This window comes from Streptomyces sp. NPDC058295, assembly GCF_042880655.1.
Lineage (GTDB): Bacteria > Actinomycetota > Actinomycetes > Streptomycetales > Streptomycetaceae > Streptomyces > Streptomyces coriariae.
Genome location: NZ_JBHVYO010000007.1, coordinates 202,750 through 223,675, shown reverse-complemented (window position 1 = coordinate 223,675; position 20,926 = coordinate 202,750). Strand labels below are relative to the sequence as shown.

Here is a 20,926-nt window from a genome sequence, read left to right as displayed (position 1 = left end):
CCACAGCCGGTAGCCTGGCGGGATGACCGACTCGGCGGACTCCCCCTCGTTCCGGCTCGCGTACGTCCCCGGAGTGACGCCCGCCAAGTGGGTGCGGATCTGGGCGGAGCGCCTGCCCGACACCCCCCTCAGCCTCCTCCAGGTGACTCCCACGGAGGCCTCCGACGTCTTGCGGGAGGGTGCCGCGGACGCTGCCTTCGTGCGGCTTCCGGTCGACCGTACGGTGTTCAGCGCGATCCCTCTGTACACGGAGACCACCGTCGTCGTGGTCCCCCGGGACCATGTGATCACCGCGGCCGAGGAGATCACGGTGGCCGACCTCGCCGACGAGGTGGTCCTCCATCCGCTGGACGACGTCCTCGGCTGGGAGCAGCTGCCCGGCGAGGCCGCCTTCGAGCGCCCGGCGACCACCGAGGGCGCGTGCGAGGTGGTCGCGGCGCCCATCGGCGTGCTGGTCGTGCCCCAGTCCCTGGCCCGGCTGCACCACCGCAAGGACCTCACCTACCGGACGATCGTCGACGCGCCCCGATCGGACATCGGCCTCGCCTGGCCCGAGGACGCGACGACCGAGCTGGTCGAGGACTTCATCGGCATCGTCCGCGGCCGCACCGTCAACAGCACGCGGGGCCGTGCCCAGCAGGCTCCGGCGGCGGAGCGCAAGGGCGAGCGCGAGCGTCGAAAGCCGCAGGCCGGCGGCGGTGCGGGCAAGAGCACCGCCGGAGGTGCCCGCGGCCGCAGCGGTGGCGCCAAGGGGGGTGGCGCCAAGGGTGGTGCCGCGAAGGGCGGCGGCGGCCGGCGCGGTACCGGCGGCGGCAAGCCCCGCCGCCGGTCGTAGCGGCCTCCCGCGCCGTCAGGGCACGTAGGTCGCCCCGCGCGCGGTGCGCACCACCTTCGCTCCGTCGGCCGCGCCGAGCAGCCCGGCGGCCACCCAGGCGTCCACCACCGTCCGTACCCGCGCCACCAGCGCCGGCTTCCCGCGGAAGGGCGCCTGCGCCCACACCTCGTCGAGCAGGGTGGTGCCGTCCGCCTTCGCCGGGTTGGCCACCCCCGATTCGCTGTCGCCGAAGACGATTGCGGGCTCGGCCCGCCGTACATAGGCGTGGGTCGGATCCTCGGTGCCTTCGTGGAAGGGGGCGAACTCGGTGCCGTCGAGGGTGAAGTGCAGCGGCTTCCCGCTCACCGGCGTGAGGGAGGGCAGCAGGTCGCCGGAGAGGGCCGCGTTCCGGTAGAGGCCGAACTCCAGGTACGTCGTCGCGGAGTTACGGGCGACGAGGTTGACCGGACCGTGGAACAGGGTCTGGAGCGACGGGTCGTCGGGCGCCTTCTCGACCCGCAGCCGGAACGGCATCGTCACCCGGACGACGTCCCCGTCGCGCCAGGTCCGGGACACCGTGAAGTAGCTGCCGGGCACCGGCGTCCCGCCCGCCTTCCGCCCGTTGACCGTGACCTCGAAGCCGGCCGTCGCCCAGGACGGCACGCGCAACCGCAGCGCGAAGGCGGCCCGGCGCCCCCGGACGGTGAGCGTGCTGCCCTGTTCGTACGGGAAGCCGGTGTTCTGCGTGACGGCGACGCCCTTCTCGGCCCAGGTGAGCGTGGACGGGCTGTAGAGGTTGACGTACAGCGCGCTGCCGTCGGCCGCCCTGAAGTACACCGAGTCCTGGTACTTGGTGGCGCTCTCCATGCCGGTGCCCTCGCAGCAGGTCGTGCCCTGCTTGGGGGTGTAGTCGCGCACATGGCCCGGGGTGAGCCCGATGAAGTACGTGACCAGCGGCTTCTCCGCGTCCGGAGTGTCCTGCCTGGAGCCGAGGACCTGGTTGTACAGGGCCCGCTCGTAGTAGTCCATGTAGGCCGGGTCCTGCTCGTGGAAGAAGAGCATCCGGCTCAGCTTCAGCATGTTGTACGCGCAGCAGGTCTCGGCGGTGGTCGCGCCGATCGTCCCCGCGATGACGTCCCTCGCCTTCCAGAACTCCGCCGTGCTGGTGCCGCCGATGCCGTACATGCGGTGCGGTACGACCATGCGCCAGAAGTTCTTCGCGGCGGTGAGGTAGCGCGCCTCGCCCGTCGCGTCGTACAGCCGCACCAGTCCGGTGAAGATCGGGATGTGCTGGTTGGCGTGCAGCCCGTCGAGTGTGTCGGTGTCGGCCGCGCAGGCGTCGATGAGCCTGTCGAGGTCGAACAGCCGGGCCAGCGCGAGGTGTTCGGCCCTGCCGGAGAGGGCGTGCAGGTCGCAGATCGCCTCGACGATGCCGCCGAACTCGCCGCTGGAGAAGATCCCCCACATGCGCTGGAGCGTCGCCTCGGGCAGCTTCGACAGCCGGGAGTACATCCAGTCGCACATCCCGGACGCCAGGTCGAGCGCGCGGTCGTCGTCGGTGGCCAGGTACGCGTCCAGCAGGCCCCTGAGGATCTTGTGGGCGGTGTAGTAGGGCGCCCACACCTTTGTGTAGTCGGGGCCGGTCATCGACTCCAGCTGGATGAACTGGGTCTCCGGGTAGGCCGCGAGGAACCCGGGATGGCTCGGTCCGTCCCAGGTGCGGCGCAGGGTGGCGGTCAGGCCGCGTCCGGAGGCGTCCGCGAAGGTGCTCCCCGAGGTCTCGTCGAAGGCGTACGACGCGAGATCGCCGGCCGCCCGGCCGCTCTGCAATCCGGCGACCTCGTCGGCGGTCAGCGCACGCGACCAGACGTCGAAGCCGCCGAAGGCGCCCGCGAAGACGGGGTCGGACGCGTAGTGGGACCGGCCGAGCCAGTGGCCGGTGAGGGCGCCGAGGGCGGCCGGGGTGAGCGACACGGAGGTGTTGCGGGCCACGGCCGTGCCGTCGACGTACAGGGTGCCGGTGCCCCCGGCGAGGGTCACCGCGAGGTGGCTCCACCGGTTCAGGGGCAGCGCGGCCGTGCCGTCGAGTCCCTGCTCGCCGCCCGGCCCGCCGGTGGTGATGGCGAACCGGGGCACCCCGCTCGCGTTGCGGGCGGCCAGGTACAGATACCGGGTCGTGTCGTTGCCGCAGTCGAGGATCCGGGTCCAGGCGGCGTCATGGGTGGGCTTCACCCAGGCGGCCAGGGTGACCTCGGTGGCGCCGCCGAGCACGCCGGAGGGCAGATCGACGTACTGGTAGGAGCCGCGGACGTTCTCCACGGCCGTACCGAATCTCCCGTCGGTGCTCAGGACGGCGGGATCGTGCCGCAGGGCCTCGCGCACCTCCGTCAGCGCGCCGACCGCCGTGCGGAGCCGGTCGGCGAACACCTGCTCCGCGGTGCTCGCGTACGCCTGGGAGAGCATGGTCAGGAAGTGCCCGGTGTAGTGGCCGCGCAGATTGCCGTTGGCCTCTCCGTCCAAACCCTCCCAGCCGCCGGGGGCGACCGCGCCGAGGGTGGAGAGGCCGGCGTTGGCGCGGAAGACCTGGAGCAGCCGGTTCACGTCGTAGCCGCGGGCGTGGTCGAGCATCAGCTGCCGCTTGGCTGCGAAGACACCGGCGCCGAGCGCGACGTCCTCGAGGCCGAAGGGCCGGAGCGACCAGGCGGCCGAGGGCGGGAGCGCGGCGGCCGAGGCCCCCGCCGCGGCGGTGGCGGATATCGCGGGGACGGCCGCCGTGAGCATCGCGCTCTGGAGCAGGATCCGTCGGGTGAGGGGCGGTGCCATGTGCTGCTCCTCCGGTCCACAGGGGATCGACACGTCCGTTCGATATCACGAACGGTGCACGGATGGTCGACCAGACGCTAGAGGGGTGACGGGGGAGCGTCAACGGTCCTGACGGGACGGAAAGTTGCGGAGGCGGACGCTACTTCGCGGCCGCTCGCCCGATCGACTCCACCAGGGGCAGCAGCCGGTGCGGCACGCGCTCGCGCAGCGCGACCTCGCTGCGGGTGCGGACCACGCCGGGCAGGCTGATCAGCTTCTGGATCACGTCCTCCAGGTGCGCGTTGTCGCGCGCCACGACCCGGGTGATGAGGTCGCCGCCGCCGGTGATGGAGAACGCCTCGACGATCTCCGGTACGGCGGCCAGCGCGTCGCCCACGTCGTCGAGGTGTCCCTGGGTGACCTCGATGTGCACGAACGCGAGCACCGGGTGGCCCAGCGCGGCGGGGGAGAGCGAGGGCGCCGCTCCGGTGATCACGCCGTCCCGCTCCAGCCGGTCGAGGCGGGCCTGAAGGGTGCCGCGCGCGACGCCGAGGAGCCGGGCGTACTCCCGCACGCTCGTCCGCGGCTGCTCGAGCAGCAGGCGCAGGATGCGGGTGTCCAGCTCGTCCACGGCCATCCGGCGGGCCTCCTCGTCGCACGTTCGTGATCAGCGCCGACTGTACCAATGGCCCAGCATGACGGCCGGGGCCCGCACCACCGGCCGGGTGGACGCCGCCGCCGAAGCCGTCGGCGGGAGTGTGCCGATGGCAGGCTGTTGGCGAGGGGATCCCGACCTGGAGTGAGCCATTGGCCCAGTCGAACCAGACTCGGTTGAACCACCAGCCCCCCGGATGCTCAAATGGCGGAGTCGATGGCGCTGCGGACCCCCGCGGCGCCATTCTCATGTCGCGGTATGTCGCGGTACACCAGGGTGGGGAAAGGGCGGGGCAGCTTGCTGAAGAGGGCGTTCGTGGCACCGGATCCCGGACGGATGCGACTGCGGTTCGCCTCCCGGGCCGTGCTCGGCATCGGGCTGGCCGTCGCGCTGTGCGGGCCGGCCGGGCTTTCGCTGGTGGCGGCCGTCACCGGTGGCCTGGCCGCGCTGCTCGCGCTGTTCACGGTGACGGACCCGACGGTGCGCGGACAGGCCGTGACCACCGCCCTGCTCCCGGTCGTCGGGCTGCCGGTGCTGGCGCTCGCGGCCGTCCTGCACGAGGTGCCCGTCGCCCGTGACGCGGCCTTCCTCGCCGTGGTCGGGGCCGGGGTGTACGCACGGCGCTGGGGGCCGCGCGGGCACTCGCTCGGGGTGTTCGCGTTCATGACCTTCTTCGCCGCCCAGTTCCTGCACACCGTCCCCGGTCAGCTGCCCGAGCTGTGCGCGGCCGTCCTGCTGTCGATCGCCGCGTCGTCCGCGGTGCGGTTCGGGGTGTGGCCCTACGAACGACGGCACCCGGCGCCCGCGACCGTCGCCCCGCCGAGCGGCGGCACCGGACTGGCGCGGATCACCACGCGGCAGGCGACGCAGGCGACCGTGGGCGCCGGGATCGCCCTCGTCGTCGGACAGGCCCTGTCGGACCAGCGGTGGTACTGGGCCGTGGGCGCCACCTGGTGGGTGTTCGTGAACACCACCTCGCGCGGCGAGACCCTCGTGCGGGGGTTCCGGCGGTTCCTGGGGACCGTTCTCGGGATCGTGCTGGGTCTGGTCGTGGCCCTGCCCCTGCACGGCGAGCCGGTGGCGACAGCCGTGGTCGTCGCGGTCGGCGTCTTCGGGATCTTCTACTCGGCCGCCGTGTCGTACACCTGGATGATGCTCGCCGTCACCGTCATGGCGAGCGCCCTGTACGGGCTGCTCGGCCTGCTCGACCCGGCGCTGCTCGCCCTGCGGGTGACCGAGACGGCCGTCGGGGCGCTGGGGGCCGCACTGGCGGTGCTGCTGGTGCTCCCGGTGACCACGCACTCCGTCACCGACGCCTGGGTGGAGCGCGCCCTGCGCTGTGTGCACCTGTGCACCGCAGAGGCCGCCGCCCGGCTCGCGGGTTCCGAGGCGGCGGACCCGGCCCGGCGGGTGGTCGAACTGGAGCAGATCCTCGCCCGGGTCCGGCTGTCGCTGGCGCCGCTGGTGCATCCGCTCAGCCCCCTGCGGGCGCGCAAGGGCCGGGCCCGGCACGTGCTGGAGCTGCTCGACGACTGTGCCCGCGAGGTGCGCGGGCTGGCCTCGGTCGCCGCGGACCCCGAGGCCTCGCACGACGCACGGCTCGTCGCCGCCTGCTGGCGGGTGGAGTCCGCGGTCGAGGCCCTCACCGCCACACCGGTCGAGGCCGTCACCGCCACACCGGTCGAGGCCGTCACCGCCACACCGGTCGAGGCCCACACCGCCACACCGGCCGAGGGACGGGCGCATCCCGCCGAAACCGTCGCCGTACCGCTCGGCGCGGGGTCGGAACCGGTGCTGGCCCACCTCCACGCCCTGGAGCGGGCTCTTCTCGAGCTCGCGGTGCCCCTGCGCGGCGCGGCCCGCGCCCCGGCCGGCGTCTGAGCGGACGCGGACCTCTCGGCGCGGCGGCCCGCGGACCGGGCGCGCCGGGCCGCACCCACCGCAAGGGTCGCCGCACCGCTCGGCGCCTGAGCGGACGCGGCACCCGGACGTGGTACTCGGACGCGGTGGCCCGCCGGTCGGGGGCCGTCGGGCGGCCGGGTAAGCGCGCCTGGTCTAGACCGCTGGTGATCGACTGCTACGGTCACCCCGAGCAGCAGCGTCAGCAGCGGCAGCGGCGACCCGGGAGGGGACAGCGGTGGCAGACCTCGGCGGAAGGCGACGGCGGGCGTTCATCGGCTCGTTCACGGCGGCTGGAGGGCCCGGGATCGTGGCCGCCGCCGTGGACCCGGTCAGCGGCGCGCTGACCGTCCTGAGCAGCGTGAACGGCGTCCCCGACCCCTCGTATCTGGCCCTGTCGCCCACCGGGGAGACGCTGTACGCGGTCAGCGAGACGGCGGACGGCGCGGTGGCCGCGTACCGGGTGACGGGCGACGCGCCGGAGCAGACCGGGCCACCGGTGCCGGTCGGCGGCAGCGGCCCCACCCACCTCAGCGTCTTCGACGGACACGTCCTCACCGCCAACTACGGCTCCGGCAGCGTCACCGCCGTCCCGGTCCGCGCCGACGGCACCCTCGCCCGCGTCGCCTCCGGCGTCCTGCGGCACACCGGCTCGGGCCCGCACACGCGACGCCAGCAGGGCCCGCACGCCCACCAGGTGCAGCCCGACCCGAGTGGCCGCTGGGCGGTCAGCGTGGACCTCGGGACGGATTCCGTACGGGTGTGCGCCCTGCGCGACGGCAGCCCCGTCCTGCACCGTGAGCACGCGCTGCGCCCCGGCTCCGGACCTCGCCACCTGGCCTTCCATCCGGGGGGCGGCTACGCCTACGTGGTCAACGAGCTCACCCCGACCGTCACCGTCTGCCGCTGGGACGCCTCGGACGGCTCGCTGAAGCCGCTGGCCGAGTCCGCCGTCCTGCCCGGCGCCCCGGCCGGGGACGCCTACCCCTCGGGCCTCGCCGTCTCGCCCGACGGCCGGTTCGTCTGGACCGCCACCCGGGGCGAGGACGTGCTCTCCGTGTTCGCCGTGGAGGGCGCGGGGGAGATGCTGCGGCTGGTCGGGACCGTGCCCTGCGCCGGACACTGGCCGCGGGCCGTCGCCGAGTCCGGCGGTTTCCTGTACGTCGCGAACGAACGCTCGGGCGACGTCACCTGGTTCTCCCTCGACCCGGCGACCGGTCTGCCCCGGCGGGCCGGCTCGATCGCGGTCCCCGCCGCCTCCTGCGTAATCCTCGGCTGACCCGCACCGCCGACCCGCACCGCCGAGCGGCCTCGCGCCGGCCCGGGGGACGCGAAGGGCCCGCTCCACACCCGGAGCGGGCCCTTCGTTCGTACGGCGTCCGTGCGTTCGGCTCAGCGGACCGGCGCGCCCTGGGGCTGCGGCGGGGCGATACCGAGGGCGGTCGTGTACTTGGCCAGCGCGAGCTTGCCGATGGCCGGGTACGGGCCGAGCGCCTCGGCGGCGGCACAACCGGCTTCCCTGGCCGCCTCCGCGACCAGCGTGGCGTCGATCTCCGGTCCGATCAGGTAGGGCGCCAGCGCAAGCTGCTGGGAGCCGGAGGAGCGCAGCTGCTCGGCGACGGAGGCGATGGAGCCCTCCTGGTCGAGAGCCGCGGCCATCACCGGCACGGCGAGGCGCGCGGCGAGCAGCATGCCGGTGATCCCGGCGGCCTGCACGGCCTCATCGCCGCCCACGGAGGCGAGGATGATGCCGTCCGCGGCCGTCGCCACGGTGAACAGCCGGGCGCGGTCGGCGCGGGCCAGACCGGCCTCGGACAGCCGCACGTGCAGGGCCTCGGCGAGCAGCGGGTGCGGGCCGAGCACATCGGTCAGCTCGGCCGCGATCCGGCTCTCCATGACGGCCTGGCGGACCTGGCGCAGCAGCGCGCCGTCGGGACCGGCCAGCAGCGGCACGACGACGCCCACCGGGCCGTCGGGCTCCTTGACGTCCAGTCCGGCGGCACGGGCCTGCTCGAAGCGGGCGGTGCGTTCACCGGCGGCGTGCGCGAGAACGGACTGGAGGGTGGGGAAACCGTTGTCGTCCCCGTCCAGGTAACCGATGCGTGCGTCGAGGCCGGGCAGCTCGGAGCGGGCGATGCTCACGATCTCCTCGGCGAGACCGCGCGTGGCGGCACTCGGCGGACCAGGCACCGCGAGGACGAGCGCGGGCGCGCCCTCGGGAGCCGCCACCGGCTCGGGTCGGCGGTGCCGCCCAGGCTGGCGAGGCCGCGGCATTCGTACTGGCAGGCCGGACGCGGGCCCAGTGGGGGAGCTCATGGCGACGCATGTTACTGGCTTCCTGGGCTCCCCTGTTCGGGGAGGGTGCACGTGAGCGGTATCCGTCCGGTTTTGTCTGATGAGTTACGTACGGATCAGAAGTGATCAGCGTGTTTTCCAGGCGACTTGCCCTCGGAGGCGGTAATCCCCCTTTTGGGGCATGACGTACGTTCCCTACGCACGATGCATCAGAGGGGGTTCGCCGGGCACTCCACCGAGAACAGGCTCTCCTCGCGCGGCAGCGTGAGCGTGCCCGTCGCCAGCGCGGTGGCGATGCGCACGGCGCCGTCCAGCGGATCGCCCTCGGCGGGCACCTGCAGGGCATGCGGCAGCAGCCGCGCGAGCTCCTCCTCCAGCGGGACGAGGAGCGGGTGGCCCATCCTGAACAGACCGCCGGTGAGGGCGATCCGGGGCTCTCCGCCGGCCGGACAGACGGCGGCGGCCGACTCGGCCATGTGCCGGGCCGCGGTGCGCAGAATGCCGGCGGCGACCGGGTCGTCCTCCTGGCCGCAGGCGGCCACCTGCGGCGCGAAGGAGGCGAGGACGGCCGGCCGGTCCGCGCGCGGGTACAGCAGACCGGGCAGCGCGGTCATCGGCCCGAACCGCTCCTCGGCCCGGGCCAGCAGCGCGGCCGACCCGCCGGGCCGCCCGTCGTAGGCGCGCAGGGCGGCTTCCAGACCGGCCCGCCCGATCCACGCGCCGCCGCCGCAGTCGCCCAGCAGATGGCCCCAGCCGTCCGCCCGCTGCCATGCCGTCAGGTCCGTCCCGATCGCGATCAGGCCCGTACCCGCGGCCACCACGACGCCCGGCCGTGCTCCGAGCGCACCGACGTAGGCGGTGACGGCATCGGCGACGAGCGCGGTGGTCCGGACGCCGAACTCCCGCGCCAGGGCGCCCGGGAGCTCCGCGCGCAGCGCGTCGCCCAGGGTGCTGAGCCCCGCCGCGCCCACGACCGCCGTAGCGGGCCGGAGGACACCAGTCGAGGCCGACAACGCCCTGACCAGCGGTGTCAGTTGGGACATCAGATGGTCCGGGTCGATGCCCCGCGCGCCGGTGCGCACGGGTACCGGGGACGAGCGCTGGGCGAGCGCACCGCGCTCGGCGGTCCCCAGGACGACCCGGAGACCTGATCCGCCCGAGTCCACGGCGAGGATGCCGCTGCCGGAGCCGACCGCAGTGCCGGAGCCGACCGCGGTGCCGGTCCAGGCCCCGTCGCCCGGACCGGCTCCGCCGGTCACGGCAGGCGCCAGTCCACCGGCTGACCTCCCTGCCGGACCAGCAGGTCGTTCGCCCTGCTGAACGGCCGTGAGCCGAAGAACCCGCGGTCCGCCGACATGGGGGAGGGGTGCGCGGACTCCACCGAGGGCAGGTCCCCGAGCAGCGGACGCAGATTGCGGGCGTCCCGGCCCCAGAGCACGGACACCAGGGGCTTGCCGCGCGCCGCCAGCGCCCGGATCGCCTGTTCGGTGACCTCCTCCCAGCCCTTCCCGCGATGTGCCGCCGGCTTGCGCGGAGCCGTGGTGAGCGCCCTGTTGAGCAGCAGCACCCCCTGCTGCGTCCACGGAGTCAGGTCGCCGTTGGACGGCTGGGGCAGGCCCAGGTCGGTGTTCAGCTCCCGGTATATGTTGATCAGGCTGCCGGGCAGCGGGCGGACCTCCGGAGCGACCGAGAACGACAGACCCACCGCGTGCCCGGGTGTCGGATACGGGTCCTGTCCGACGATCAGGACGCGGACGTCGTCGAAAGGCTGCTGGAAGGCCCGCAGGACGTTCTGTCCGGCAGGGAGGTAGGTGCGTCCCGCGGCGATCTCCGCGCGCAGGAAGTCGCCCATCTCGGCGATCTTCCCGGCGACGGGACCAAGGGCCTCGGCCCAGCCCGGTTCGACGATGTCATGCAAGGGTCGTGGTGCCACGGCGTCACCCTACTGCCGTACACACGTCGCTGATCAACCGATGGCCAAGACCGGACGGCCGCCCCTCGCGCACGGGTCGGCTCATCCGACCACCGCGGCCCGTACACACAGGACGTCCGGCAGATGTGCGGCCAACTGCCGCCAGCTGTCGCCGTCGTCGGCCGAGGCGAACACCTCGCCGTTGCGGTTGCCGAAGTACACGCCCGCCGGGTCCCCGTCGTCCGTGCAGAGAGCGTCGCGCAGCACCGTGCCGTAGTGGTCCTCCCGCGGCAGGCCGGCCGTGAGCGGTTCCCAGCTCTCGCCCGCGTCCGAGGTGCGGAAGACCCGGCACCGGTGGTCGGCGGGCACCCGGTCCGCGTCGGCGTTGATCGGGAACACGTACGCCGTGTTTCCGCGCGTCGGGTGCGCGGCGACGGCGAAGCCGAAGGTGGAGGGCAGGCCCGCGCCGATGTCGGTCCACTGCCCGCCCCCGTCGTCGCTCCGGTAGACCCCCCAGTGGTTCTGGAGGTAGAGACGGTCCGGATTCACCGCGTCCCTCGCGACCTTGTGCACGCACTGGCCGAACTCGGGGTTCGGATCCGGCAGGAAGACCGCGGAGACACCGGAGTTGGCGGGCGCCCAGCTCGTGCCGCCGTCGCTCGTGCGGAACACCCCGGCGGTGGACACGGCCACGGTCACCGACCGCGGGTCGCGCGTGTCGGTGAGCACCGTGTGCAGGCCCTCCCCGCCGCCGCCCGGCACCCACTTCGAACGCGTCGGGTGCTCCCACAGGGGGCGGACCAGCTCGAAGCTCTCGCCGCGGTCCTCCGAGCGGTACAGGGCGGCCGGTTCCGTGCCCGCGTACACCACGCCGGGCTCGGCGGCCGCCGGGTGCAGTTGCCACACCCGCTCCAGCGAGGCATCCGTGTCCTGCGGGAACTTGACGGCGGGGGCGGCCGGTTCGGTCCAGGTCCGGCCGAGGTCGTCGGAGTGGAACACCGACGGGCCCCAGTGCGCGCTGTCGCCGCCGGCCAGCAGCCGCGGGCGGTCGCCGCGGGTGTCGATGGCGACCGAGTAGATCGCCTGCGCGTTGAAGTAGGGGGATTCGTCGAACTCCCATGTGCCACCGCGCCGGCGCCCCATGAACAGGCCCTTGCGCGTGCCCACGGCAAGCAGTGTCTCGGTCATGCCCGATCACCTCCGCTGTGTCCTTGACGTCTTTGTCCCAGACACCGGCCAGTCTGCACCCCGCCACTGACAGTCACCTCTGGAAACGCCGTCGCCGCAGGTCACAGCGGCGACGGCGGTCCGGGAGCGCAAGACCTCGGCCACTTTCAGCGGGACGCCTGCGCGGGCGCCGGGCCCGTGGCACCGTCGGGACGAGGGATTCGCCCTGAGCATCAGGCCCGCCCGCCCCGTATGGGAGGGCGGCCGGGATGTTCATGCGCTCATGAGGAGGAAGCCTTCGATGGCGTTCCGTGGTCCGAAGGTGTGGCTGTGGCGCTGGCGGCGCAACCCGCTCAAGCGCCGCGCCGACACGGTGGAGGCCTGGGTCGTGCTCGGCGCGTGGGCGCTGACCGTCCTCGCCGGGGTGCTGGCGGGGTGGGCGACCTCGGGGGCCGTCGAACACGGTCTGGCGCGGGAACGCGTCGAGTGGCGGCCCCTCCTGGGGCGGCTGACCGAGCAGGCCCCGGGCAAAACCGCCGTGAACGGCTCCGCCGTCGGTGATCAGGTGTGGGCGAAGGTCGGCTGGACCGGACCGGACGGTTCCCCGCACCAGGGCCAGGTCCGGGTCGGCCCGGGCAGCGCCGCGGGCACCCCCGTCACGGTCTGGACGGACCGGCAGGGCCGCCTGGTGACGAAACCGGCCACCGCCGCCCAGGCCAGACTGCGCGCCTCCCTCGTCGGCGGCCTGGCGGGAGTCGGCGCGGCCGTCCTCCCCTTCGCGGGCGGCCGCGTCCTGCGGGGCCGGATGGAACGCCGGCGCGTGGAGCAGTGGGACACCGACTGGGCCCGCTTCGACGCGCTCTGGGGCCGCCCGACGGGCTGACCCGACGACCCCCTCGCGCTCCCGCCCGGAAGGAGACCCGACGACCGGGCGGGAGCGCGAGCGGCCGAGGGGGCCCGGCGACGGCTCACACGTGAGAGACGTCAGCTCGTGCCGGGAAGACTCCGCTCCAGGATCCCGTCGAGGTCGGCGCCGTCCGGGAGTGTGCCGAAGGCGTACCCCCAGTCGCCGCCCAGCCGCGTCGCGCAGAACGCGTCGGCGACGGCGGGCGGGGCGTGCCGGACCAGGAGCGAGGCCTGGAGGGTGAGGGCCATCTGCTCCACCAGTCGGCGGGCGCCGGCCGCAGTCGCCTCGCCCAGCCGGGTCCGCAGCCGCGAGACGGCGGCGTCGAGGCGGGCGTCCGCGCCCCGCGCCAGGGCGAGTTCGCCGAACAGGGCGTCCGCCGTCGCCGGTTCGCGGGTCAACGCCCGCAGCACGTCGAGGGCGTTGACGTTGCCCGAGCCCTCCCAGATGGACAGCAGGGGCGCCTCGCGGTAGTGGCGGGGCATTCCGGAGTCCTCCACGTAGCCGTTGCCGCCGAGGCACTCCAGGGCCTCCGCGGTGAACGCCGGACCCCGTTTGGTCACCCAGTACTTGCCGACCGCGGTGGCGATCCGCCGGAACGCCCGCTCGGCATCCGTGCCGTCGTCTCCGCGCACCGTCCGGTCGGCCGCACCGGCCAGCCGCAGGGTGAGCGTGGTGGCGGCCTCCGACTCCAGCGCCAGGTCGGCCAGCACGTTGCGCATCAGCGGCTGGTCCAGCAGCCGCGCCCCGAACGCGCTGCGGTGCCGCACGTGGTGCCCCGCCTCCACGAGCGTCTTGCGCATCAGCGTCGCCGACATCATCACGCAGTCCAGGCGCGTGCAGTTGACCATCTCGATGATGGTCTTCACGCCCTGTCCCTCGGGCCCGACCAGCCAGGCCACGGTCCCGTCGAACTCGGGCTCGGAGGACGCGTTGGAGCGGTTGCCCAGCTTGTCCTTCAGCCGCTGGACGCGGAAGGTGTTGCGGGTGCCGTCGGGCAGCACACGCGGCACCAGGAAGCACGAGAGCCCGTCCGGCGCCTGTGCCAGCACCAGGAAGACGTCGCACATCGGTGCCGACGTGAACCACTTGTGCCCGCGCAGGGTGTACACGCCGGGCTCCGCCGTGGGCAGGGCCGTCGTCGTGTTCGTCCGGACGTCGGAGCCGCCCTGCTTCTCGGTCATCCCCATGCCCGCGAGCAGCCCGCGCTTCTGCGTCGGCACCCGCAGCCCCGGCTCGTACACCCGGCCGGTCAGCAGCGGCTCGTAGACGGCGGCGAGGTCCGGCTGCCGGCGCAGCGCGGGGACGGCCGCATAGGTCATCGACGTGGGGCAGCCGTGCCCGGCGTCCGTGTGCCCCCAGGCGAGACCGCCCGCCGTGCGCGCCACATGGGCGCCCGGCCGGTCGTCCGCCCAGGGCGCGCCGGCCAGCCCCTCCGCGACCGCGACCCGCATCAGCTCGTGCCAGCTGGGATGGAAGTCGACCTCGTCGACACGGTGCCCGTAGCGGTCGTGCGTGCGCAGGACGGGTTCGTGCCGGTTGGCCAGCTCGCCCCACTCCTGCGCCTCGACGCCGCCCGCCAGCAGACCGATCCGGCGGACGTCCGGCTCCGCCCATCCGGCGCCCTCCCGGCGCAGCCCCTCCAGCAGGGCGACGTCGTCGGAGGCGTCGTACGGGGCCAGGGGCGGAGGCTGATTGGTGACGTCGTGCGTGGCGATGTCGGGCGTGGCGTACGACGGGACGGGCGGCGCAGGCCGGGCCTGCGGCTGGGAGAGTATCTGGGCCATACGGCCATGTTGCACTTTTCCTACGGCTGTAGCAATAGTGCAACATTGGAGCCGCACGTACAGTACGGCCTCATGCGGATGAACGTGACGGCGCAGCCCGGCGAGGTCGACCTGCCCCCGCTGTCCGCGCGGTCGGTGGTCCTGAGTCTGCTGCTGGGCACGCATCCGCCCGAGATGGCGGCGAAGGACCTGGTACGCGGGGTGGAGCCGTTCGGCGTCGGCGGATCGACGGTGCGGGCGGCGCTCAGCCGGATGGTGGCGGCGGGCGACCTGCGGCGGACGGACGGCGTCTACCGGCTCAGCGACCGGCTGCTGGAGCGCCAGCGCCGCCAGGACGACGCCGTGCACCCGGACACGCGCGCGTGGGACGGCACGTGGGAGATGGCCGTCATCACCGCGACCGGCCGCGGCCCCGCCGAGCGCGCCGAGCTGCGCGGCCGGTTGGCCGCCCTCCGGCTCGCCGAGCTCCGCGAGGGGGTCTGGCTGCGGCCCGCCAATCTGGGCCGGCCCTGGCCCGCCGATCTCGGGGACGTGCTCCAGCACTTCATTGCCCGCCCCGGTCCGCCCGCCCCCGGCCTGGCCGCCGGACTGTGGCCGCTCGACGCGTGGGCGCGGACGGCCCGGGTCCTGCTGGACCACGTCGAGGGCACCCAGCGGCCCGCCGACCGCTTCACGGCCCTCGCGGCGGTCGTACGGCATCTCCTCGCCGACCCGGTGCTGCCGGCCGGACTCCTGCCCGCCGACTGGCCGGGGCCGGCCCTGCGCACCGCCTACGGTCACTACCGGCGAGAACTCGTCGCCACCGCGTCGCGGGCGGGCGCATAGGTACGGCGGCCGTGCGAAGCGCCGTGCGGGGACGCTTCGTACGGCCGCCTTCCTACCGTGGGGGGACCGGTGGGGAGTTGGCTACTTGTAGGTGATGTCGGACGACGCGTACTTGCAGTAAGTACCGTCCGCGCTGGTCCCGTTGGTGGTCGGCTCGGCTCCCGTGTTGTTGCCGATGTACTTCTGGCACGGGATGATCTTCTTGCTGCTGTCCCCGACGATCGTGATCTTCTTCAGGGTCGCGCTGTCGCCGTAGTTGGTGTTGATGCCGACGAGCTTGTTGCCCGAGTAGGTCGCCTCGATGGTGTTGAGGTTGATCGTCCGCTTGTACTGCGTCGAGCAGTTGCCGCAGGAGCGGATGAAGGTGCCGAAGGTCTGCACCGCGAAGTTGGAGACGTTCAGCGTGCCGGCGCCGTTGAACTGGAACACCTTGTCGCTGGCCGACCGCGCGCCACCGCCCGAGACGGTGTACACGTTGGACGACGAGGAGCCGCGGAAGGTCGCCGCGTCCTCGCCGACGTCCTCCCACCAGACGTTCTGAAGGGTGCAGGCACCCTTGCAGTGGATGCCGTCGGCGGCGGGGGCGCCGATGATGACGTTCTTGAGCACCGCGCCGGCGGCCAGTTCCAGGATCGGCCCCTGGTCCTCGTCCTGACTGCCGCTGCCCAGGTCGCCGGTGCCGTAGAGGCGGATCATCCCGTAGTCCTTGGTGCCGGACACCGCGATGGTGGAGGAGACCGCCTGGCTGCCGGTCGCGCTGGGCCAGGTGGCGGCGTTCGCCGGAGTCAGCGCCCCGGTAGTCATGATCATGCCAACCGAAAGCGCGAGGGCGGCGAGAGCGCCCGTCAGAGTGCGCCGTCGGCGCGGCAGTGCTGGTGAAGTCATGTCCCGATGCCTTCTTCCAGGTGGGGGATGGTGAGAGTGCTCCGGGCGGCCGGAGTGTTCCGGGCGGCCTCGGCCGTGCGGCCGCACGCGACGGGGGCAGACGTTTGCGCCTGTGTACGCGGGGGCCCTGTACGCATGCGGTGCGTCCCTTCGTGGGGAGGGGAGTTGGTCAGGTAAGTGAATGTCGCGCGCCATGTGGAACGCCCTGTGCGAGCAGTGCGGCCCTTTGTGGGTCTGGGGGGAGCGGCTCGGTCACACTGCTGAACGGAACGTAGGGGGCAAGCGCTTTCTAGTCAACGCTTTGCGCAGAACGCATTCGGCCACTCGGCCAGGCCCCGGCCAACCAGTAAGGGCTTGCCGGGAGTTGCCGTGGGAGCGCTTCCATGGCAAGCGCGTGCATGTCACCATGCGGTGCGGAACCCCCTTCGCGAGTGTCGGAGAGGGGCATGTGTCCCGGTCTGTCCACGCGCACCGCGCCACCCGCCGAGCCGTCGATTCCCTCTCGCGCACCCCATGTACGACGTCCCCCGAGCCGCTACCAGAAAGGGACAGGCGCATGCCGAACTCCCCCGGGAGAGCCTTGCGTTCGTTATGCGGGGCATTGCTGCTCCTGCTCACCGCCGCTCTTCTCACCGCTCCCGCCGCCTCCGCCCGCCCGCAGGCCGCCGCGCCGGTCCCGGCGGCCACCCTCACCGAGGTCACCGGCTTCGGCGCCAATCCCAGCAATCTCCAGATGTACGTCTACGCACCGGCCAACGTCACCGCTCACCCGCCGGTGCTCGTCGCGGTGCACTGGTGCGGCGGCTCCGGGCCCGCGATGTACTCCGGCACCGAGTACTCCCAACTCGCCGACCGGTACGGGTTCGTGGTGGTCTACCCGTCCGTCACCCGGAGCAGCAAGTGCTTCGACGTCTCCTCGCCCCAGGCGCTCCGGCGCGGCGGCGGCAGCGACCCGGTCGGCGTCAAGTCGATGATCGACTGGGTGACCGCCGCCTACGCGGCCGACACCGGCCGCGTCTACGCCACCGGTATCTCCTCCGGGGCGATGATGACCAACGTCCTGCTCGGCGACTACCCCGACGTGTTCGCCGCCGGTTCCGCCTTCTCGGGGGTGCCCTTCGGCTGCTTCGCCACCACCGACGGCTCCGAGTGGAACAGTGCCTGCTCCGGCGGCACCGTGATCCACCCGGCGCAGGAGTGGGGCGACCTCGTTCGCGCGGCCTACCCCGGCTACACCGGGTCCCGGCCGCGTATGCAGCTGTGGCACGGCACCGAGGACGACGTGCTGCGCTACCCCAACTTCGGTGAGGAGATCAAGCAGTGGACCGACGTGCGGGGGGTGAGCCAGACCCCGGCCGCCACCGACTCGCCCGTCTCGGGCTGGACCCGCACCCGGTACGGCGGCACGGGTGACCAGGCCCCCGTGGAGGCCGTCAGCCTCCAGGGCGTCGGCCACAACCTGTACGCCTGGGGCATGGCCGCCCGCGTGATCACCTTCTTCGGCCTGGACGCCGCCGGCCCGACCCCCCAGCCCCAGCCCGGCGGCTGCCGGGTGACCGCGACGACCAACGCCTGGAACACCGGTCTGACCGCCTCCGTGACCCTGACCAACACCGGTACCACCACGGTCGACGGCTGGCGGCTCGGCTTCACCCTGCCCTCCGGCCAGGCCATCACCAACGGCTGGGGCGCCACCTACGCACCGGCCTCGGGAGCGGTGACGGCGACCAACGCCACGTACAACGGCACGCTCGCCCCCAACGCGAGCGTCACCATCGGCTACCAGGCGAACCACACCGGCAACAGCGCGGCGCCCGGCGCCTTCACGCTCAACGGAGCCACCTGCGGCGCGAGTTGATGTTCCGTGGGCGGCCGGTGAGCCCGGCCGCCCACGGTCGTCTAGACGGCCTCTTGCCTCGACTTCTCCGGCACGTCCCCGACGGGCTCCTCGCCGCCGGCCGGCCGGACGACCGTCTCTGGCGCCGGACCGGCCTTCGAGGGCAGGTGGTTGAAGAGCAGGTTCAGGACGATCGCCGTCAGGCAGCCGGCGCTGATACCGCTGTTCATCACCGTCCGGAACCAGTCGGGGAACTGCTCGTAGATCGTCGGCACGCCGACCGGCAGCACGCCCATCGCGACCGACACGGCCACCACCGTCAGGTTGTGGTTCCCCTCGAAGTCGACCTCGGCCAGCGTCCGCAGACCGCTCGCGGCGACCGTCCCGAACATCACCAGCCCCGCCCCGCCGAGGACCGGCGCCGGAACGGCGGCCACCACCGCACCCAGCTTGGGCAGCAGGCCCAGCAGCACGAGGATGCCGCCCGCGGTGGCGACGACCCAGCGGCTGCGCACCCGGGTCATGCCCACCAGGCCGACGTTCTGCGCGTACGCCGTATAGGGGAAGGTGTTGAAGACACCGCCGAGGACGGTCGACAGGCCGTCGGCGCGCAGCCCGTCGGAGAGGCTGCGCGGCTCGACCTTGCGGCCGGTCATCTCGCCGACCCCGATCAGGTCACCGGTGGTCTCGGTCATCGTGACCAGCGCCACGACCAGCATCGAGATGATCGCCGACGCCTCGAAGGCGGGCGCGCCGAAGTGGAACGGCGTACTGATCCCGACCCAGTCGGCGCCCCCGACGCCGTCGAAGTCGGTGAACCCGAACGGTACCGAGACCGCGAGCCCCACCACGATGCCGATCAGCACCGCGATCCGGCTCAGGAACGCCGGCGCGAACCGCTGCACGGCGAGCACCACGGCGAGGACGAACGCGGCGAGTCCGATGTTCTTCGGTTCCCCGAAGTCCGCCGAACCGGCGCCGCCCGCCACCCAGTTGCCCGCGACCGGAAGCAGTGAGATGCCGATGATCAGGATGACGGTGCCGGTGACCAGCGGCGGGAAGAAGCGCAACAGCCTGCCGAACAGGGGCGCCAGCAGCATGATCGCGAGCCCGGCCACGATCACCGAACCGTAGATCGCGGGCAGTCCGCCGCCGGTCGTCCCGATCAGCACCATGGGGGAGACCGCCGCGAACGTACAGCCCTGCATGATCGGCAGCCGTACGCCGAACCGCCAGAAGCCGACGCACTGGATCAGCGTGGCGATGCCGCACACCAGCAGGTCGGCGGTGATCAGATACGCCAGGTCGGCGGGCGACAGCTTCATCGCACCGCCCACGATCAGGGGCACGGCCACCGCGCCCGCGTACATGGCGAGCACGTGTTGGAGGCCGAAGGCGGCCAACTGCCGTGCGGGTGGCACCTCGTCGACGGGATGAACGGGGGCGGTCAGGGTCATGGGCGCTCCAGGGCGGCGGCGGGGGCATCCGAACAGGGCCGGACGGGCCGGACAGGTCCAACGGACAGGACCGGCCGAACGGACGGGTCAGGCCGAACGGGGCCGGTCAGGCCCAACAGCACGAGAACGTACGGGGCTTAAACAGTTTGTTGATTTCACCGATGTTGCTGCTGTGTGTCCTGTACACCGATCCTGGCGGGACCCGCCGCCCTCCACAACGCCGCCCAGTCCGGCAGCTTCACCACACCCCGCCCCAGTGAGGCGCCCAGCGCCGCCTCCGCCCGCTCGATCGCCAGCCATCCCGCCCACTCGACGGGTTCGGCCCCGGCGGCCCGCAGCAGTTCGAGCGGATCACCCGGCAGCTCCCGCCGTACGAGGACGGGGCCGTCCTCCAGCAGGGAGGTCGCCGTCTCCTTCGCGCACGGCCGGTTGGTGCCGATCACCCCGGTGGGGCCCCGCTTGATCCAGCCCGCCACGTACTCGCCCGGTGCCACCACGCCCTCACGCAGGACCCGCCCCGCGAGATGCGGCACCGTGCCCCGCTCCGGATCGAACGGCAGACCCTCCAGCGGCACCCCGCGATAGCCCACCGACCGCAGGACCAGCTGTGCCTCGATGTCCTCGTACCGCCCGGTGCCGGTCACCCCGCCGTGCGCGTCCGGAAGGGTCCGCTCGAAACGCACCGCGCCCAACCGGCCGTCGTGGGCGAGCATTTCGACGGGCCGCAGGAAGAACCGGAGCCGGATCCGCCGCCGGGCGCCGGGGGCCGGCGGGTTCGCCGCCCAGGCGCGCAGCACCTCCACGTTGCGCCGCTGCGCCGCCGGCAGCGCGGAGGGATCGCCGTACGCCGGGTCCAGTGCCAGCTCGGTCTCGTCCACGACCACCTCGGTGTCCGGCAGGCCGGCCAGCTCGCGCAGCTCCTTGGTGGTGAAGCGGGCCTGCGACGGGCCGCGCCGCCCCACCATGTGGATCTCGCCGACCTCGCTCGCCGCCAGCGCGGTCAGTGCCGCCTGGGGCATGTCGGTCGGGGTGAGCTCGGCCGTCCGCCGGGCCAGGATCCGGGTGACGTCCACCGCCACGTTCCCGACGCCCACCACCACCGCCGAGCGGACGTCCCGCAGGAACCCGTCGGCGACGGTGTCCGGATGCGCGCTGTACCAGGACACGAACTCCGTCGCCGACCAGCTGCCCGGCAGCTCCTCGCCGGGCACGCCGAGGTGCCGGTCGGTCGCGGCGCCCACGCAGTACACGACCGCGTGGTACAGCTCCCGCAGCCGGGCCGCGGGCACCCCGCCCGTCCCGACCCTGATCCCGCCGAGGAAGCGCACCCGCTCGTGCTCGAGCACCGCGCGCAGATTGTTCTGCAGCGACTTGATCTTCTCGTGGTCCGGGGCGACGCCGTACCGCACCAGCCCGTACGGACACGGCAGCCGGTCCAGGACGTCGACGAGCACCTCGGGGTCCTGCTGGACCAGACTCTGGGCGGTGTAGACCCCACTCGGCCCTGAGCCGACGACGGCGACACGCAGCACGCGGAACTCCTTACCCAGGGGGACGGAGGAGATCGCTGGTGTCTCCAGCATCGCATCAGCGCGGCTCCGCTGACAGGGTGCTGTGCGCGCTCGATGCGTGCGTGTCCGTTCGTATGGAAAGTGATCATGCGGTTACGTTGCGTGTGTGCTAGAAG

General features: G+C 73.1%; 16 protein-coding genes. 6 read left to right on the top strand and 10 right to left on the bottom strand.

The window, feature by feature from the left end; genetic code table 11:
- Positions 1 to 22 precede the first annotated feature (22 nt).
- Positions 23 to 835: a LysR family substrate-binding domain-containing protein gene (locus ACFVYS_RS10500; protein ID WP_389500694.1), complete on the top strand. Its 813-nt coding sequence runs from the start codon at positions 23 to 25 to the stop codon at positions 833 to 835.
- 15 nt (positions 836 to 850) lie between these two features.
- Here the strand turns inward: ACFVYS_RS10500 and ACFVYS_RS10495 are convergent, their stop codons facing one another.
- Positions 851 to 3,637 (bottom strand): beta-L-arabinofuranosidase domain-containing protein, encoded by a 2,787-nt coding sequence (locus ACFVYS_RS10495; protein WP_389500692.1) that lies wholly within the window; start codon positions 3,635 to 3,637, stop codon positions 851 to 853.
- Between the two features lie 139 nt (positions 3,638 to 3,776).
- Entirely contained in the window at positions 3,777 to 4,253 is a 477-nt protein-coding gene (locus ACFVYS_RS10490) for an Lrp/AsnC family transcriptional regulator (protein WP_362521057.1), read from the bottom strand.
- 315 nt (positions 4,254 to 4,568) lie between these two features.
- On the opposite strand from ACFVYS_RS10490, the gene ACFVYS_RS10485 reads away from it, so the two are divergent.
- Both ACFVYS_RS10485 and ACFVYS_RS10480 read left to right on the top strand, forming a co-directional pair.
- On the top strand, positions 4,569 to 6,152 hold the full coding sequence (locus tag ACFVYS_RS10485) for an FUSC family protein (protein WP_389500690.1): 1,584 nt from the start codon (positions 4,569 to 4,571) through the stop codon (positions 6,150 to 6,152).
- A gap of 256 nt (positions 6,153 to 6,408) precedes the next feature.
- Positions 6,409 to 7,449 (top strand): lactonase family protein, encoded by a 1,041-nt coding sequence (locus ACFVYS_RS10480; protein ID WP_389500688.1) that lies wholly within the window; start codon positions 6,409 to 6,411, stop codon positions 7,447 to 7,449.
- A gap of 113 nt (positions 7,450 to 7,562) precedes the next feature.
- Here the strand turns inward: ACFVYS_RS10480 and ACFVYS_RS10475 are convergent, their stop codons facing one another.
- The 4 genes from ACFVYS_RS10475 to ACFVYS_RS10460 form a co-directional block, all read right to left on the bottom strand.
- Positions 7,563 to 8,486: a sirohydrochlorin chelatase gene (locus tag ACFVYS_RS10475; protein WP_389500686.1), complete on the bottom strand. Its 924-nt coding sequence runs from the start codon at positions 8,484 to 8,486 to the stop codon at positions 7,563 to 7,565.
- Positions 8,487 to 8,674: 188 nt separating this feature from the next.
- Positions 8,675 to 9,640 carry an N-acetylglucosamine kinase gene (locus ACFVYS_RS10470; protein WP_389500762.1) on the bottom strand — a complete coding sequence of 322 codons (966 nt, stop codon included), beginning with the start codon at positions 9,638 to 9,640 and terminating at the stop codon, positions 8,675 to 8,677.
- 80 nt (positions 9,641 to 9,720) lie between these two features.
- Positions 9,721 to 10,398: a uracil-DNA glycosylase gene (locus ACFVYS_RS10465; protein ID WP_389500684.1), complete on the bottom strand. Its 678-nt coding sequence runs from the start codon at positions 10,396 to 10,398 to the stop codon at positions 9,721 to 9,723.
- An 81-nt stretch (positions 10,399 to 10,479) separates the two neighbouring features.
- Complete coding sequence (locus tag ACFVYS_RS10460) at positions 10,480 to 11,565, bottom strand: WD40/YVTN/BNR-like repeat-containing protein (protein ID WP_389500682.1); 1,086 nt, start codon at positions 11,563 to 11,565, stop codon at positions 10,480 to 10,482.
- Positions 11,566 to 11,845: 280 nt separating this feature from the next.
- Here ACFVYS_RS10460 and ACFVYS_RS10455 point away from each other — a divergent pair, with 280 nt between their 5' ends.
- Entirely contained in the window at positions 11,846 to 12,427 is a 582-nt protein-coding gene (locus ACFVYS_RS10455; protein WP_389500681.1) for a hypothetical protein, read from the top strand.
- 101 nt (positions 12,428 to 12,528) lie between these two features.
- Here the strand turns inward: ACFVYS_RS10455 and ACFVYS_RS10450 are convergent, their stop codons facing one another.
- Positions 12,529 to 14,235 (bottom strand): acyl-CoA dehydrogenase family protein, encoded by a 1,707-nt coding sequence (locus ACFVYS_RS10450; protein WP_389500679.1) that lies wholly within the window; start codon positions 14,233 to 14,235, stop codon positions 12,529 to 12,531.
- Positions 14,236 to 14,307: 72 nt separating this feature from the next.
- Between ACFVYS_RS10450 and ACFVYS_RS10445 the strand changes: the two genes are divergently transcribed.
- Positions 14,308 to 15,060: a PaaX family transcriptional regulator C-terminal domain-containing protein gene (locus tag ACFVYS_RS10445; RefSeq protein ID WP_389500677.1), complete on the top strand. Its 753-nt coding sequence runs from the start codon at positions 14,308 to 14,310 to the stop codon at positions 15,058 to 15,060.
- Between the two features lie 81 nt (positions 15,061 to 15,141).
- On the opposite strand, the gene ACFVYS_RS10440 is transcribed toward ACFVYS_RS10445, so the two are convergent.
- Positions 15,142 to 15,945 (bottom strand): pectate lyase, encoded by an 804-nt coding sequence (locus tag ACFVYS_RS10440; protein ID WP_389500675.1) that lies wholly within the window; start codon positions 15,943 to 15,945, stop codon positions 15,142 to 15,144.
- A 556-nt stretch (positions 15,946 to 16,501) separates the two neighbouring features.
- On the opposite strand from ACFVYS_RS10440, the gene ACFVYS_RS10435 reads away from it, so the two are divergent.
- A complete protein-coding gene (locus ACFVYS_RS10435) occupies positions 16,502 to 17,803 on the top strand; it encodes a PHB depolymerase family esterase (protein WP_389500673.1) in 1,302 nt (433 codons plus the stop codon).
- Between the two features lie 41 nt (positions 17,804 to 17,844).
- Here the strand turns inward: ACFVYS_RS10435 and ACFVYS_RS10430 are convergent, their stop codons facing one another.
- Both ACFVYS_RS10430 and ACFVYS_RS10425 read right to left on the bottom strand, forming a co-directional pair.
- Positions 17,845 to 19,239, bottom strand: coding sequence for a nucleobase:cation symporter-2 family protein (locus ACFVYS_RS10430; protein WP_389500671.1), 1,395 nt, complete (start codon positions 19,237 to 19,239; stop codon positions 17,845 to 17,847).
- Positions 19,240 to 19,394: 155 nt separating this feature from the next.
- Positions 19,395 to 20,771, bottom strand: coding sequence for an FAD-dependent oxidoreductase (locus ACFVYS_RS10425; RefSeq protein WP_389500760.1), 1,377 nt, complete (start codon positions 20,769 to 20,771; stop codon positions 19,395 to 19,397).
- Between the last annotated feature and the right edge of the window lie 155 nt (positions 20,772 to 20,926).

Coding starts and splice junctions, on each gene's coding strand:
- ACFVYS_RS10500 (WP_389500694.1), top strand. CDS start 23: ATGACCGACTCGGCGGACTCCCCCTCGTTCCGGCTCGCGTACGTCCCC.
- ACFVYS_RS10495 (WP_389500692.1), bottom strand. CDS start 3,637: ATGGCACCGCCCCTCACCCGACGGATCCTGCTCCAGAGCGCGATGCTC.
- ACFVYS_RS10490 (WP_362521057.1), bottom strand. CDS start 4,253: ATGGCCGTGGACGAGCTGGACACCCGCATCCTGCGCCTGCTGCTCGAG.
- ACFVYS_RS10475 (WP_389500686.1), bottom strand. CDS start 8,486: ATGAGCTCCCCCACTGGGCCCGCGTCCGGCCTGCCAGTACGAATGCCG.
- ACFVYS_RS10460 (WP_389500682.1), bottom strand. CDS start 11,565: ATGACCGAGACACTGCTTGCCGTGGGCACGCGCAAGGGCCTGTTCATG.
- ACFVYS_RS10455 (WP_389500681.1), top strand. CDS start 11,846: ATGGCGTTCCGTGGTCCGAAGGTGTGGCTGTGGCGCTGGCGGCGCAAC.
- ACFVYS_RS10450 (WP_389500679.1), bottom strand. CDS start 14,235: ATGGCCCAGATACTCTCCCAGCCGCAGGCCCGGCCTGCGCCGCCCGTC.
- ACFVYS_RS10445 (WP_389500677.1), top strand. CDS start 14,308: ATGCGGATGAACGTGACGGCGCAGCCCGGCGAGGTCGACCTGCCCCCG.
- ACFVYS_RS10440 (WP_389500675.1), bottom strand. CDS start 15,945: ATGACTTCACCAGCACTGCCGCGCCGACGGCGCACTCTGACGGGCGCT.
- ACFVYS_RS10435 (WP_389500673.1), top strand. CDS start 16,502: ATGCCGAACTCCCCCGGGAGAGCCTTGCGTTCGTTATGCGGGGCATTG.
- ACFVYS_RS10430 (WP_389500671.1), bottom strand. CDS start 19,239: ATGACCCTGACCGCCCCCGTTCATCCCGTCGACGAGGTGCCACCCGCA.